Origin of the sequence: uncultured Maribacter sp., from assembly GCF_947495965.1 — a bacterium.
Classification (GTDB): domain Bacteria; phylum Bacteroidota; class Bacteroidia; order Flavobacteriales; family Flavobacteriaceae; genus Maribacter_B.
This window is the reverse complement of the sequence record NZ_CANMBB010000002.1, coordinates 498,105-512,440: the sequence shown is the minus strand read 5'-3', so window position 1 is coordinate 512,440 and position 14,336 is coordinate 498,105. Positions and strand designations below refer to the sequence as shown.

The window sequence follows — 14,336 nt, the reverse complement described above, 5'->3', positions numbered from 1 at the left end:
ATAAATTTTAAAATCATGAAAAATACAATATATAAATTAAGCTTATGTGTGTTTCTTATTTTAGGAGTATCATGTAATGATTTCTTAGAAGAAAAAGTCTTTACAGAATTTGATGCAGATGCTTTTGTTGCTACAGAAGAAGGGATTGAAGCTATTTTGGTTTCAGCTTACGGAGCTTCAAGTCCAGTTATAAGAGAAAGATGGCACACTTTCGCAGCTTACCCATGTGATGATGAGGTAGAAGCTGGTGGAGGGTACCGTGGTAGAGTAGTACCTTTTGAAGAGTATACTGTAGATGCTGGAAACGCAGATTTAACTACTACTTGGAATGAAATTTACGAAGCTATTCGTAACTGTAACTCTTTATTAGATTATATAGACGGAGTAAGTACAATACCTGCAGAAAAAGTTGCAGCCTTTAAAGCAGAAGCTACTTTCCTTAGAGCTTGGAATTATTCAGAATTATATGACCTTTGGGGACCTGTACCTTTAGTAACCAGTACTTTAGATTTAAGTTTTGAATACCCAAAAGCTTCTGATGAAGAGATACGTACTTTTATAGAAACAGAATACCGTTCTGCTATTGCAGCCTTACCAGAAACGCAAGATGCTAATGGTAAAGCAACTAAAGGAGCAGCACAAGCTATGTTAGGTCGTTTTTTATTAAACACAAGACAATGGCAAGCAGCTGCAGATGTTTTAGAAGATGTAATTTTAGATGGTAATTATAGTTTGTTAGCAGATGTAACTACAATGTTTTCTCATGAAAATGAAGGGAATAGCGAACTTATTTTTGTTTTTGAAAATGAAACACTTTTATCAAAAAATGCGATTCCTGCTCATAATTACCCTCCTGGATACCAAACAAACTTTAGAAACTGGGGAGCGCAATTACAATTGCAAAGAGATTTTGTTGCAACTTATCATCCTAATGACCAAAGAGCACTTCCTTGGGATCCAAGAGGAGAATTTGGTCCAGCTACAAATGGATGGATTTGTTATGAGTATATAGACAAAGCTGGTAATTATGTAGATTTAATGAATGGTCCTAATCCAGGAAATAGATTTCATCCAAGAGCATTTAAGTATACACCATCCGAAGATGCATCAGTAGTTAATGACCAGTTTTATCCTAACGATTGTGTGTTTATGCGTTATGCAGATGTTTTATTAATGCGCTCAGAAGCACTTGCAATGGCGGCTGGAGCTCCAACACAAGAAGCGGTAGATTTATTAAATGAGGTTAGAGATAGAGCTTTAGTTCCTACCTATGATGTAGCAGATTTTGCTAATTTAGAAGCTTTTATTGATGCTATGTTAGACGAGCGTGGATGGGAATTTGTAACCGAAGGTCTTAGACGTAAAGATTTAGTTCGTCAAGGCAGACTTATTTCTGACGCTATAGCTAGAGGAAAAACAAATGCATCAGACGATAAAATTTTGTTTCCTATTCCATTATCTGAAGTAGATTCTAATCCGCTAGTAGATAATTAAAATTAGAAACAGATTAGTTTTTTATAAGTTAGTTTATACAAAGCTGTCATTTTATTAAATACAAAATATGGCAGCTTTTATTTTTTATATTATAAAACGCAATTAATTTAACTTAAAAAGAAGAACCTTGAAACAGAGAAGAATTAAGATTCAATTGGCCTATTTTTTATTTGCTTCTGTAGCATTTTCCTATTGCCAAGCACAGTCTAAACAAGAAAAACCTAATATTCTTTACATTATGTCAGATGACCATACATCGCAAGCAATTGGCGCATATGGTGGTAGGTTGGCCCCTTTAAATCCTACACCTACTATTGATCGTATTGCTAAAGAAGGTGTTTTGTTAGAGAATGCATTTTGTACTAATTCTATTTGTACGCCATCTAGAGCTAGTATTATGACAGGGCAGTTTGGTCAGGTTAATGGTGTGGTAGACTTAAATGGAAAATTAGACCCAAAAAACCAATACCTACCAATTGAAATAAAGAAACAAGGCTATGAAACAGCAATGGTTGGTAAATGGCATTTAAAGCACGCACCAGAATCTTTTGATTATTATAATGTATTACCAGGGCAAGGAGATTATCATAACCCAACACTATACAGTAGAGAAGGAGGTACCAAGAAAGAAATTCGTTTTGAAGAAGATTTAGTTCGTGAGGTTAACGCAACTACATATAAAGGACATTCTTCAGACGTTATTACAGATATTTCTTTAGAGTGGTTAAAAAATAAAAGAGATAAGTCCAAACCATTCTTTTTAATGCATCATTTTAAAGCACCGCATGATTTTTTTGAATTTGCAGCTAGATATAAAGATTATTTAGAAGATGTAGAGATTCCAGAACCATCTAGTATGTGGTATAATGGAAACAATGGCTCTGTAGCAACAAGAGGAGAAAATAATTCTCTTTTAGATACTATTGGCTCCTCTATAGGGCACAGAAATGTAATTAGAAACATGGGTATGCATATGGAGATAGATCCAAATATTCCAGATCCAGAATATAAAAGCTTAGCATACCAAGAATACCTTAAGCGTTACCTTAGATGCGTAAAAGGGGTAGATGATAATGTGAAACGCATTTTTGATTATCTAGAGGCCGAGGGTATTATGGATAATACTATTATTATTTATACCGGTGATCAAGGTTTTATGCTGGGAGAGCATGATTATATAGATAAAAGATGGATGTATGAACAATCGCAACGTATGCCATTTTTAGTGCGCTATCCAAAAAAGATAAAAGCAGGATCACGTACAAATGCAATGATAAATAATATAGATTTTGCACCAACTATGATAGATATGGCTGGAGGGCAAGTTCCAGAATATATGCAAGGTTCAAGCTTTAAGTCAATTTTAGAAACAGGAGAAGAACCTAAGGGATGGAAACAAGATACTTATTATCGCTATTGGATGCACATGGCACATAAACATAATAACCCTGCTCACTTTGGGATAAGAACCAAAGAGTATAAGCTTATTTTTTATTACGGAAGAGATTATAAAGTAAGAAATAATGAAGCTAGAGAATGGGCGCATAACCCAGCATCTATGTCCGATTTTGTTACACCAGTAGCATGGGAATTTTATGATCTTAAAAATGATCCTGATGAAATGGATAATAGATATGATGATAAAAAATATGCAACAATTATCGCAGGCTTAAAAACAAGACTTAAAGAATTAAGAAAAGAAGTAAAAGAGGAGGATTCTAAATACCCTGAAATAGATAAAGTAGTCAAGGAAAATTGGAATTAATTTAGTAAGCATGTGTTGTAATAAAAAACCAATGAATTTATTTCATTGGTTTTTTTCTTTTAAAATAACATTTAGATTAGAAGAAAAACGGATAAAAAATTTAGTTTTTCATATAAATGGGCTCTATTCTCTTGTAGTATTTAATGATTAGAGCATGACCAAGAAATCTCTATAATAATATTTCTTTGTATTTAATGCCATTATGCATATTTAAAGCTAAATAGGGGTGGAGTATGTTACTAAAATTTAAAGTTAGTATTATAAAACCATTTTTTAGAGAATTACTATTAAGATATTAAAATTAATACTCCTTTAATAAAAGACAAGGCTAGCAGTAAAATGACTAGAGAAAAAATGCTTTCTTTTTTCTAAAAACTTTTTTATGCAGTTTGTGGTATTACTTTTTTTATTACATTGTTATGTTGTTAAATCAAAACTCCCCCATGAGTACGCAACCATTTTTGCATATACATCTTAAAGAACCAGTGTCTGTACTATTTTTTATAATAGATATGGGACCGGTATTACTACTTTCCTTTACTTTTGTTTCGCTATTATTTTTCTCTTGGTATTTTGGAGTAAAACAAATGGAGCAAAGAAAAAAATTGCGTTTATGGTTGGTGCAAAATGAAGCTACCATAACAAACTACAAAACTTTAAAGCATATTTTAAAAGAATTTGGAGAAACTACTACTTGTTGTAAAAAATGTAAGAATAATAAAATGCAATTTTGGGATTACAAAGAGCTAGAGTTTTTAGTAGTTCGTTGTAGATCTTGCAAAATAAATTATACGTACACAAAGGAACATAATGAACTAACAAAATTAATTCTTACTCATATAAATGAGGTGGAGACACTTGTGGGCAAACTAGTTACAAACCGTTATGATGTATTTTGTAAACGCTTGCTACACACATTAGCTATAAATCTTAATGGTGTAAAAGAGAGTGCTAGCCCGTTAGAGGTTATCCATTTTACGTCAAGTAAAAAAGAAAATATAACACCAAAACACATTAAGGACATTTTTTTACAGGAGTGGGAAGTTGTTTTTCCTGACAGGTCAGAAAGACTTGTATCTTAAGTTTTCATTTTTTTAATTACTGCTCTCTAATTTTATTTGTTGCTCTAGTTCATAGAGTTTGCTAATTAATACTTTATCTTCTATAAATGCGTGGATTTCTAAATCTTGCGCAAAGTTTTTTAATTGTTCTAACAAAATTCTATACGAGGTTTCGTTTGTTTTTGGAGGAGAATATTTAGCTAAAATATTGGTGATATTGGCTAAATCTTCCGTAGTGCTAGTATGGGTGTCTACAAAATCTTTAATCGAATTTTGTTGTAAAAAATCTATAAAAAAAGAACTATTTTTCTTAAAAAATACAGCTTTGTAAAGATTGCTTCCATAAGAAAATATACCACTTTCTTCTTCTTTAAAATGTGCTTCTAAATCTACCTTATACTTAAAATAAAATTTATATAGAATCTCTAAAAGCGGATGTTCCTTGTCGTAATTAAGTAGTAATTGGGTAATACTTTGTCCTATTTCTGGCACTATTTTTTCGGAATAATAGGTATGCGAACGTGTTAAGTAATCTAAAATAATAGGAACAGAGTAGGAGTTAAACTGCTCTACCGTTGGTTTTTTATAAGAACAAAAAACGTTTAGAACGTCAACTAAAAAATTAGGATTTATTTCTTTAAGAGCCGTGTTCACAGTAATTTTTTCTACACTATGTGCATTTATATTAAATCTATTAAAAATATGTTCTGTTATTCGGTTTTGTTTTAAAACATCAGAAGGCGATGTATAGGTTGTTATCATGCTTTGTTATTTTTTGCTATTCTTATTTGGAATAAATAAAAATAAGAAATACTTTCGGTAAAGTTATTAAGAATCATTCTAATTAATAAAGTTTTTAAGAAATAAATAATTTATAGTGCGTATGGAATTAATATATAAGAATAAGTATGGGAGTAGTTTTAGTATGGATAATGTGCCTAATGCAAAATGTAGAGTGCAATTAGTAATTGGGTCTACAGGTATATTCATGTCGGAGTATGAGCTTAATAATCTTTTAGAGATTGTAAAAAATTCTCATGAGCCTTGTACGTGTGAAATTTGTGATGGAGATCGATGTAATAAAATATGGACCACCAATAGTTTAATAGATATTTGTATAAAAGTGGATGATGTTATTTTAGAATTACTAGAGGATTTAATTCTAGGAACCCTTTTTATTTTAAATATGAAAACAACCCTAGAAGAGAATAAAATAATGGATAGTAAATAAGAGTATATATTTTATGTTATAAATCTTCTTGTAATTTAGCTTTTTCTTAAAAAATTGTGAAACAACAATATTTTAATATAAAATGCATTATAGATACCATAACCATTAACAAAAGCTATCTATTATGAATAAAATAGAGATAAATAACAATGTAGAAGAGTTAGAACGTATTTCTATATTTCTTAAAAACAACCATATAAAACACGATGTTGTTGAAAATAGAAATAGCCATCTAAGCTTAGAAGAATTAGTAGGGAGCATTAATTTTCCTATTTAAATTGTAGCGTTATTTCTAAAATTTTAATTTTATAGTATCCCAAAAACTACTTGTGTTTTTGGGGTTTTCTTTTTTAGTAAGAATTTTAAAGGATTTTTTTTAGGACTACCATTTTCTGGTAAGTCTAACCCATTTGCAAATAATTGTTTTGCATAGGCATCTACCTCATAACCCTCTTTAATTAATTTCTCTGCAAATAATAAAAACTCACCTTTAGGATATACCTGTGGTTTATTTTTTAATAACCATATAGATTCTGGACAATCTAAATAATACTTAAAATCTGTTTTGGTGAGTTGGTGCATATTTTAGCTGTTTAATACACTAATAATATCATTATACTTAACAGGTGTTTTGTTAAATGTATATAAGCCATTCTTTATCCAAGACTTTGAGTTTTAATATTATCTGGCATCCTATTAATTGCATCATCGTGTAGATATATTTTTACATTATCGTTTTCTATAAAAGCTATATAAATATTTTTGTCTATATATTTTTTTGCCAAAGTGAAACGCCCTTTTAATTGTACTTTAAGCATATCATCACCATCAATATGCACGGCAATAAAATCTGCACCTTGCCAATCGTCGTTTAAACGCATAGAATTAAATCCGTAATTAGCCAATACAGAAGCTACTTTGTGAAAGTTGTACTTTTGCCTTTACCTGTTTGTTGGTATTTGACTTGTACTATATCTGGCATAAGCTATTTTAATTAAAAAGATTTAGATATTGTTTAAAAACATAAACGCGACCACGTTTACCACCTGTTACTTCTTGAAGTATCTTTAGCCCTTCCATATCAGTAATTAAATTATACGCTGTTTTTGGAGATACTTCTGTTATTTTTATAATTTTATTAACGTCTATTACTGGTCTTTTTAAGAGATAATGTAAGACTTTTTGAGCATTACTTGCTCTTGAGCCCAGCGTTTGAATATCTAATTCTGTTTGTTCTTTTAACTTTAATATTTCATCAAAGGTTTTTACACCATTTTTAGCTGTTTCAATAACACCTACAAGGAAAAACTTAAGCCATTGTTTAATATCATCGTGGGTACGTACACGCATTAAATTATCATAATACAATGTTTTATTACGCTCAAAAAAATCGGATAAATAGAGAATTGGTTTTTTTAATATTTCCTTATTCACTAGATATAATGTTATTAGCAATCTACCCACTCTACCATTACCGTCTAAGAATGGGTGAATGGTTTCAAATTGGTAATGGATAATACCTATTTTGAGTAAATCAGGAAAATATAATGTTTCATTATGTGTAAATTTTTCTAAATCACTCATTAATTCATCTATACTTGTATATACCGGCGGTATAAATACTGCATCTGCTATTGATGCACCACCAATCCAATTTTGACTGGAACGAAAAATACCAGGCAATTTGTGGTCACCTCTTACGCCCTGTAATAATATTTTATGGGTCTCTTTTATTAAACGACTTGAAAATGGTATTGTTTCTAGCATGCTTATCGCTTGCTGCATTGCTGTTATGTAGTTTTGAACCTCTTCCCAATCATCTCTTTTTTCTTGACTTACATCTTCTTTATCTAACAAAGCTTCTTCCATGTTGGTTTGTGTACCTTCAATCTTGCTGCTCTGCGTAGCCTCTTTTAAGACGTGCATGCTAATAAATAAATCTATATCTGGAATATGCTCACTATACATATCTAATCTTCCCAACTGCCTATCTGCTTTTGAAAGTAATTCAAGAAGTTCCATATCTTCTAATAGCCATTGCTTATTAATCTGCTCTGGCTGAAAGCTTTTATAGTAACCTTGATTTATATATTTCCCTGCTTTAAAGTTTTTCATAAGTTGGTTTAAATTTGCAATACGGTTTTTGTTATTGTAAAAAAACAAAAAAAAATACATTAAAACATGAGTTATTGTAAAATATGTGTAAAATATACAATAGCACTTTCGTTATTGTAAAAATATTAAGCTTTCTCTTTTACGTGCCTTTTTAGGTTTTTCTAATAAGGTGTTTTTGGTAATCATTTTTTCATATTCCTTAAAAAGATATTCTAAACGCTCTGTATCAATCGTAAATGCTTGTTAATTCTCTAGCAACTTCTTCTACTTCATTTCTATTGGAAGATTTTATAATATAACCAATTTCCTTTTTAAGAGTTAAGAATTGAATTTTATATCTATACATATATAATAAACCTTTAGAGTAAATTATTGTAAAATGTTTTAGCGATAACGGGATTGAATTTATTTTTTAATTCGGCTTCTATCACTTTTGTTAAATCATCTATGCCTCTTAGATTATTCAGAATATATGCGTTTTGTGATGCAATTATCCATTTCGTATCAAAATTACTGTAGTCGTATTTTTTTGGACGCAATAACCACTTTTCAAATTCAGAGATATTTGTAAATTCGTTTAAAATATTTTCCTCTCTATCAAAATTTAAAATGTTTAGTAGGATAACAAAGTTATAGAACATGAAGCCTTTAAAAATAGGCTTGCCATTTTTGAATTTTCCTGTAAATCCTATTTCTTTTTGATTAATTATTTCTGAAACATATTTCTTGAAGTACTCTTTGTTTTTATAATTATATAATTTTTTTCTGATTAAGTGGTCATAAAGACTGAACTCCCAGTTTTCATCTAGTACTTCCTCTAGTTCTTTATTTAAAATTTTACTACAAGCTTCATCGGTAATCAATAATAAATGTGATATGTTTTTCCATTTATAGGTTAAACTAACATTGCCTATTGCTCTTTTTATTAGCTGCTTGTTTTTTATTTTGTCATCAGGATGAAACTTATGTATAGTTTTAGAAATAACTCTAATTAAATCATCATATTTATTGTTATCAGGTAAATCCCTTTCAATTGCTATTTTTAATACTTTATTCAAATTTTCTGATGAGAATCTGTTTCCTTTTTTATAAAGATATTTTGAAAATTCTTTTATGCTGTACCAAGGTAGAACATCTTCAATACTTATAAAATCTATTATTATATTAGAAAGTGAATTAAATGAATTTGAAGTAATTTCAATTTTTGATAATAAAGTAAATGTATTTGTTATTATAGTTTTATAATAGTCTTTAAATTGGAAATCAATTAAAGATTCTTCAAGTAGTTTGTTTTTATATGGGTGAGGAAATATCCCTCTTTCTGTGTATGATTCAAATAAATTAGAAATTCTTTCGACTATTTCATGCTCAGAAGCTTCATCTAATTTTATAGTCTCGACTTCAGATAGTATTTTTTGAAATTCTTGATAATTAACACATAAAATAAACTGAGTTAAAAAATATGAATTAAAAGAAGTTAATCCATATTCTTTAGTTAAATAACTTTTGATAAAGCCTTTAAAAACTTGTGCTGAGAGTAACCTAAATTCATGATAAACATTATAAATAATCCAGTTTTTATTAAGGTGAATTTGAAGTTTGTTATAGCAATTTGCTAGCTCCTGTATGTAATCTGTACTTTGAAATTCTGTGGTTTGGTTTTCGCAATAAATTTTTAAATCAATTATTTTGTTTACTAGTTCGTCAACTTTTGATTTAGTGGAAATTAATAATTTTTCATCTTTAATTTTTAACAAATAGTTTCTAACATCGTCGCTTATACTATATTCAATTTCTTCGTAAAGTATCTTATTAAGGTCAATGTTTCTTGCTTCTTGCTTGATTTCAAAACTATCTGCCAAACTTTCATCTTCCATAACTAAATTATGAAGATACTTCATGTTTAATTTTGCTAAAAAATATTCTATTTCTTGACCTTCTTTGAATTTAGTTTTATCACTAATTTTTTTATAAATATTATATGAACTTTTAAAGTTATTTGTGGATACAAGATAATTACCATAAGCATATTCCAATGTTTGATAATCTTCATTATACTGTGCTACTTTTAATTTACCTAACAAGTGTTTGAATCTAAAATTCTTAAAATTACAAGCAATACAATCGCAAGTTGTGTACTTTAAGATATTAATACTTTTTGTAAATCCATCTTTTGCAGACGGAGTAAAATGATATTTGTGAGAAAAACCTAAAGTCCTAGATTTCTTAAGAATAACTTTGTTATAGTCCTCAACACAGCTAATTTCATTTATTTGAGAATGATTTAAAAATCTAATACACCATTATAGTTTATCTTCATACTCAATTACTTTACTCTCTTTAAGTTCTTGCTTAAGTTTTTTGGAAATTTTTATTAAACCTTTCTCGAAATCTAGTTCGTTAAATAATTTAAATATTTTAGGGTTTATGGTTACCAAGTTTCCATTTTCAAAGTGCCATACGTATTCATCTAAAATATTGAAAGGTTTGATGTTTGCTATATAAATTGGGTCGACATAATTTAAGCCTTTAAACCTATATAGCGAAGAATAAATTTCATCAACTATATGTTTAGGTTTTTCGTTCTCTTTTAAGTTTAAAGAATTTGTTTTATAGAGATTATCGGTACTTGATTTTGAATGTTTTTTTATAAATTTATCTTTATGAAAAAGAAATAAAATCTCTTTTAGATTTTCTTCATTTGACAATTCGTTTAGATTATAACATTGATATTTACCTTGGAATTTAGATGAGTAAAATCGGATTTCTTTAAAGTTAGAAACAATTACCCATCTACAATTTTCTCCCATTTTACTCGAATACTCGAAAGCCTGACTTATTGGAGATTTAGAATCTGTTCTTTTTTGCTTCTCATCAAGTTTAGTAAGTGCATTTTTAATTTCTATTACGGCTCTAACATCGTCTTTAGTTTTATCTATAGAAAAAAAACCTAATGCCCCATCGGGCTTAGAGCCATCAATTTTTGTCTTAACCTCTTCTCTAAGAGTCCAAAAGCTCGAATTACCATAATTATACCCTAAGACATCACCAAAAACTTCATTTAAAAAACGGGATTTAAATTCTTCTTCTTTAAGACTTTCAAGTTTTCCTGATTTAAGTTCTTTAGTTAAATTCGAAATAACACTTCTTATATATTTTATATTTGGAACGTTGGATAATTTAAACTCATTTAAATAATGAGAGAGAAAATTTTGAGTAAAAATAGGCTGCATAAAATGTATTAAAAATAGTGTTAAATTTAGTAAATTTTTTAAGTTTCACATCAGAATGTTAAGCAGAGAGTCACTATTATGTACAATTATTTAGAGTGATATAGACAATACTTATATTAACTTATTAGGTACTTGAAGTAAAAAAATAAAACGAATAAGAACTTTTTTAAATTCACTTTACCGTACAAAAATCGTACAATTATTAAAAACAAAAAACCTTAACAATATCTATAATAGATAGTTAAGGTTTTTTTGTGCGGAGAAAGAGGAACTAGAACTCTGTTTTTAATGTGTTGATTATTAGTTATTTATATGTTTTATTATCAGATTAAGCACCGAATTACGCACCTTGATAACAGATTGTAAATATTCAATTGTTGTAATTCTTCTCTCAACCTGTGACTGACATCAAACTTCATTATATTCTACAAATTCAGTGTCATTTTGCCTCGTGAAATAGATATATTAATCTTTCTCTGAAACGGCCATTAAATGATGGTTTAAGTATATTTTTTGGCACCTACTTTTTCAGAAATTAAAAAACCTGCATACTCTAATTCCATGAGATAATTACCAACAGTTTTCGGAGTACCTAATACTGCATCAATTAAAAATTGACGTTTTGTATATGGCAATCTAAATAAGATTTCTATAAGTTCTTTAGAGTATACCCTGGGTTTTGTTGCTTTTACCTCTTCAGTAATAATCTTCATAATTGCTGTTACATTCTTTAAACGCTTTAAGCCTTTATTTGCAGTAAAATCTATCATTTCAAGCATATAAATTACCCATGCTTCCAAATTTTCATTTTCTGTAAAATTGATTTCTTTCTTTTGTTAATAGGAAGTCTATAGTATTTTCTTGTTTGTAAAGAGCTCTATATAAGAATCGTTCTTTACCAGAAATTTTAATGTAGGTTTAATCTAACCTAGCTACTCTAGGTTTAGAAATATAATACCTAATTTTTGTAGTGCCGTTTTTATTCTTGGTCCTCCATAACTTTCAGAACTATCTTTAAAAATAGTAGTAATGAGTTCCGATAGCTTCTGATTACATAGCCAAAGTTTTGATGTTTTAGCTTTTAACTAAATGTAATAACCACTGGTACTTACTTTTAATACTAGACACATCTTCTCGACTGAAAACTTAAATTTATGATATTTTATAAACCTAAATTTTTCTTGTCGCTCAGACAGAAGATGCTCACCACCTTTTTTAAATCTCGTTTTCTTCTGAAACAGCTTTTAAACACCTCTTAATAGAGTTTATTCATTTCATTTATTAAAAATTAATAAAAATTGCTTAATATTGAGCATTATTTGTTAATAATACCTTATATTAATAATATCTTAATTTAAGGCAATAAAAATTATTTAATTAATAATTTAGATATCTACTAAGAAAATAGTAATGGATAAAGGCATACATATCGAAAAACTCTTAATTGAACAGATTATAGAAGGAAATGAAAAAGCCTTTCGTAAATTATTTGATACGTATCGAAACGATTTGTATAGGTTTAGTTTAAGTATGCTATTTTCTAAAACTTATGCAGAAGAAATCGTTCAAGATGTGTTTCTAATAGTATGGCAAAAGAGGAAAACTTTAAATCCTGAATTATCTATTAAATCTTATCTGTTTACAATTACCCGGAACAAAACTATTTCCTTTCTTAAAAAGGCAGCTAATAATCGAAAGTTAAGAGAAGAAATTTTTTATAAGAGTCAAAAATATGCTAACACAACAGATGTTTATATTCGCGAGACAGAATTAGAAAAAATAAAACAAGACGCATTAAATTTACTAACTCCTAGAAGGCGAATAATTTTCGAAATGTCTCGAAACGATGGAAAAAGCTATGAAGAAATAGCTAAAGAACTAGGTCTCTCTCCAAATACCGTGCGCAATCAAATGAGTATGGCATTAGAAACCCTTCGTAATTTTTTGTTACATAATCGTGATATAGCTCTAGTCTTGCTATTATTTCTTAAGGACTGGGTGTAAATCAATTTTTCAACAAATACAAGATAAATACCTTAAACTGCTATTTCTATTGGGTTTATAGTGTTTTTTTTAAAGATTAAATTTTTAATTTAAAAAAAAACAAATATTCAATGGTACTCTAGAACATCTCAAGAGTATAATTAGAGAAGATACCCCTCATGTAAATAATAAAAGTTAACTGAAATGAAAGAACTATTTGAAAAATATATAAAGCGTGAGTGTTCGGAGCATGAGTTACGGCAAATTATAGTGTATTTTAAAAATTCAAAAGATTTATCTGATGTTCCAACCATTGAGGAAGTATCTAAACTGCTAAAGGATTTTCCTGACATGGAAGAAACGGTTGCAAATAGAATGCATGAAAACATATTAAAAATCACAAAAGCACAAGAACATAAATCACAAAAAAAGAAAATCTATAATTGGAGCTATGCAGCTGCAGCTGTAATCATTGGAGTTTTTGCTGCAAGCTATTTCTTTAATAACAGTTTTAATAATTCAAAATCTATTGATCCTGTAGTAAATTCTACTCCCGTGCTACCAAGCAGCAGTATTGAGGCTGGCACGAATAAAGCAGTATTAACCCTAGAAGATGGTTCAGTTGTAACGTTAGGAAAAGACAATAAATACCAAGCAAAAAATGCAAATAGTAATGGGGAACAAATAATTTATAAAAACAGAAACTCTAACTCATCTGAGATTGCATATAATTATCTGACTATCCCAAGAGGAGGTCAATTTTATATTGTCTTATCTGATGGTACTCAAATATGGCTGAATTCTGAATCTAAGCTAAAATATCCAGTATCATTTATAGAAGGTTTTGATCGTAAAGTAGAACTTGTTTATGGAGAAGCTTATTTCGATGTATCTCCTAGTTCAAATCATAAAGGTTCTAAGTTTAAAGTTTTAAATCAATTTCAAGAAGTTGAAGTCATAGGTACAGAATTTAATATCAAAGCCTATAAAGATGAGACAAACATTTTAACCACTCTGGTAGAAGGTAAAGTCTCAATAGGAAATGGTGTTTCAAAACAAAACTTAATTTTAAATCAGCAATCAAAATTAAACACGGAAAATAATAGAATCACAGTTGCTGAAATTAATGTTAAAGCTGAGATTTCGTGGAAAAAAGGAATTTTTAGTTTTGAAGGAGAATCATTAAAAGACATAATGAAAGTAATATCAAGGTGGTATGATGTTGATATAGTTTTTGAAAACCCTGAATTAAAATCCGTAAAATTCAATGGTATTCTAGATAAAAAACAAAGTATTGAAGAAATTTTGTTGATAATGAAATCTAGTACCATAAATAATTATGAAATAAAGGACAAAAAAATATTGTTAAAATAAAAAATGAGATAAAATTATTAGTCTCTTATATAGTTTAATAAAATATTAATAATACCTAAAATTTTTAGCCTATGCAATAA

15 protein-coding genes and 1 pseudogene are annotated in these 14,336 nt (G+C 28.9%); 7 read left to right on the top strand and 9 right to left on the bottom strand.

Annotation, left to right across the window (positions count from 1 at the left end; translation table 11 throughout):
• The first annotated feature begins 15 nt into the window (after positions 1-15).
• From Q0820_RS06590 to Q0820_RS06580, 3 genes are all read left to right on the top strand, one after another.
• The gene (locus Q0820_RS06590) at positions 16-1,494 is read left to right on the top strand and encodes a RagB/SusD family nutrient uptake outer membrane protein (protein ID WP_298486253.1); all 1,479 of its coding nucleotides are present in this window, start codon (positions 16-18) and stop codon (positions 1,492-1,494) included.
• A gap of 127 nt (positions 1,495-1,621) precedes the next feature.
• Positions 1,622-3,259, top strand: a complete 1,638-nt coding sequence (locus tag Q0820_RS06585) for a sulfatase (RefSeq protein ID WP_298486251.1) — start codon at positions 1,622-1,624, stop codon at positions 3,257-3,259.
• 443 nt (positions 3,260-3,702) lie between these two features.
• Positions 3,703-4,341: a hypothetical protein gene (locus Q0820_RS06580; RefSeq protein WP_298486250.1), complete on the top strand. Its 639-nt coding sequence runs from the start codon at positions 3,703-3,705 to the stop codon at positions 4,339-4,341.
• Between the two features lie 12 nt (positions 4,342-4,353).
• Here Q0820_RS06580 and Q0820_RS06575 read toward each other — a convergent pair whose 3' ends face one another.
• Positions 4,354-5,082, bottom strand: coding sequence for a hypothetical protein (locus tag Q0820_RS06575; RefSeq protein ID WP_298486248.1), 729 nt, complete (start codon positions 5,080-5,082; stop codon positions 4,354-4,356).
• Positions 5,083-5,203: 121 nt separating this feature from the next.
• Between Q0820_RS06575 and Q0820_RS06570 the strand changes: the two genes are divergently transcribed.
• On the top strand, positions 5,204-5,551 hold the full coding sequence (locus tag Q0820_RS06570; RefSeq protein WP_298486246.1) for a hypothetical protein: 348 nt from the start codon (positions 5,204-5,206) through the stop codon (positions 5,549-5,551).
• 124 nt (positions 5,552-5,675) lie between these two features.
• Positions 5,676-5,828 (top strand): hypothetical protein, encoded by a 153-nt coding sequence (locus Q0820_RS06565; RefSeq protein WP_298486245.1) that lies wholly within the window; start codon positions 5,676-5,678, stop codon positions 5,826-5,828.
• A 29-nt stretch (positions 5,829-5,857) separates the two neighbouring features.
• Here the strand turns inward: Q0820_RS06565 and Q0820_RS06560 are convergent, their stop codons facing one another.
• The 8 genes and pseudogenes from Q0820_RS06560 to Q0820_RS06530 all read right to left on the bottom strand — a co-directional run.
• Positions 5,858-6,133, bottom strand: coding sequence for a hypothetical protein (locus tag Q0820_RS06560; protein WP_298486243.1), 276 nt, complete (start codon positions 6,131-6,133; stop codon positions 5,858-5,860).
• Positions 6,134-6,207: 74 nt separating this feature from the next.
• Positions 6,208-6,456, bottom strand: coding sequence for a hypothetical protein (locus tag Q0820_RS06555; RefSeq protein WP_298486241.1), 249 nt, complete (start codon positions 6,454-6,456; stop codon positions 6,208-6,210).
• Between the two features lie 85 nt (positions 6,457-6,541).
• Positions 6,542-7,714 carry a Fic family protein gene (locus Q0820_RS06550; protein WP_298486239.1) on the bottom strand — a complete coding sequence of 391 codons (1,173 nt, stop codon included), beginning with the start codon at positions 7,712-7,714 and terminating at the stop codon, positions 6,542-6,544.
• 311 nt (positions 7,715-8,025) lie between these two features.
• Positions 8,026-9,750, bottom strand: a complete 1,725-nt coding sequence (locus Q0820_RS06545) for a hypothetical protein (RefSeq protein WP_298486237.1) — start codon at positions 9,748-9,750, stop codon at positions 8,026-8,028.
• 219 nt (positions 9,751-9,969) lie between these two features.
• Positions 9,970-10,899, bottom strand: coding sequence for a type IIL restriction-modification enzyme MmeI (locus tag Q0820_RS06540; protein WP_298486235.1), 930 nt, complete (start codon positions 10,897-10,899; stop codon positions 9,970-9,972).
• 500 nt (positions 10,900-11,399) lie between these two features.
• A complete protein-coding gene (locus Q0820_RS06535) occupies positions 11,400-11,699 on the bottom strand; it encodes a hypothetical protein (protein WP_298486234.1) in 300 nt (99 codons plus the stop codon).
• A 4-nt stretch (positions 11,700-11,703) separates the two neighbouring features.
• Positions 11,704-11,805, bottom strand: coding sequence for a hypothetical protein (locus Q0820_RS16975; protein ID WP_366941651.1), 102 nt, complete (start codon positions 11,803-11,805; stop codon positions 11,704-11,706).
• A gap of 18 nt (positions 11,806-11,823) precedes the next feature.
• Positions 11,824-12,116, bottom strand: a pseudogene (locus tag Q0820_RS06530) (IS3 family transposase); the annotation flags it as partial.
• 193 nt (positions 12,117-12,309) lie between these two features.
• Here Q0820_RS06530 and Q0820_RS06525 point away from each other — a divergent pair.
• Positions 12,310-12,903, top strand: a complete 594-nt coding sequence (locus Q0820_RS06525) for an RNA polymerase sigma factor (protein ID WP_298486232.1) — start codon at positions 12,310-12,312, stop codon at positions 12,901-12,903.
• A gap of 183 nt (positions 12,904-13,086) precedes the next feature.
• Positions 13,087-14,256, top strand: a complete 1,170-nt coding sequence (locus tag Q0820_RS06520; protein ID WP_298486230.1) for a FecR family protein — start codon at positions 13,087-13,089, stop codon at positions 14,254-14,256.
• The last annotated feature ends 80 nt before the right edge of the window (positions 14,257-14,336 follow it).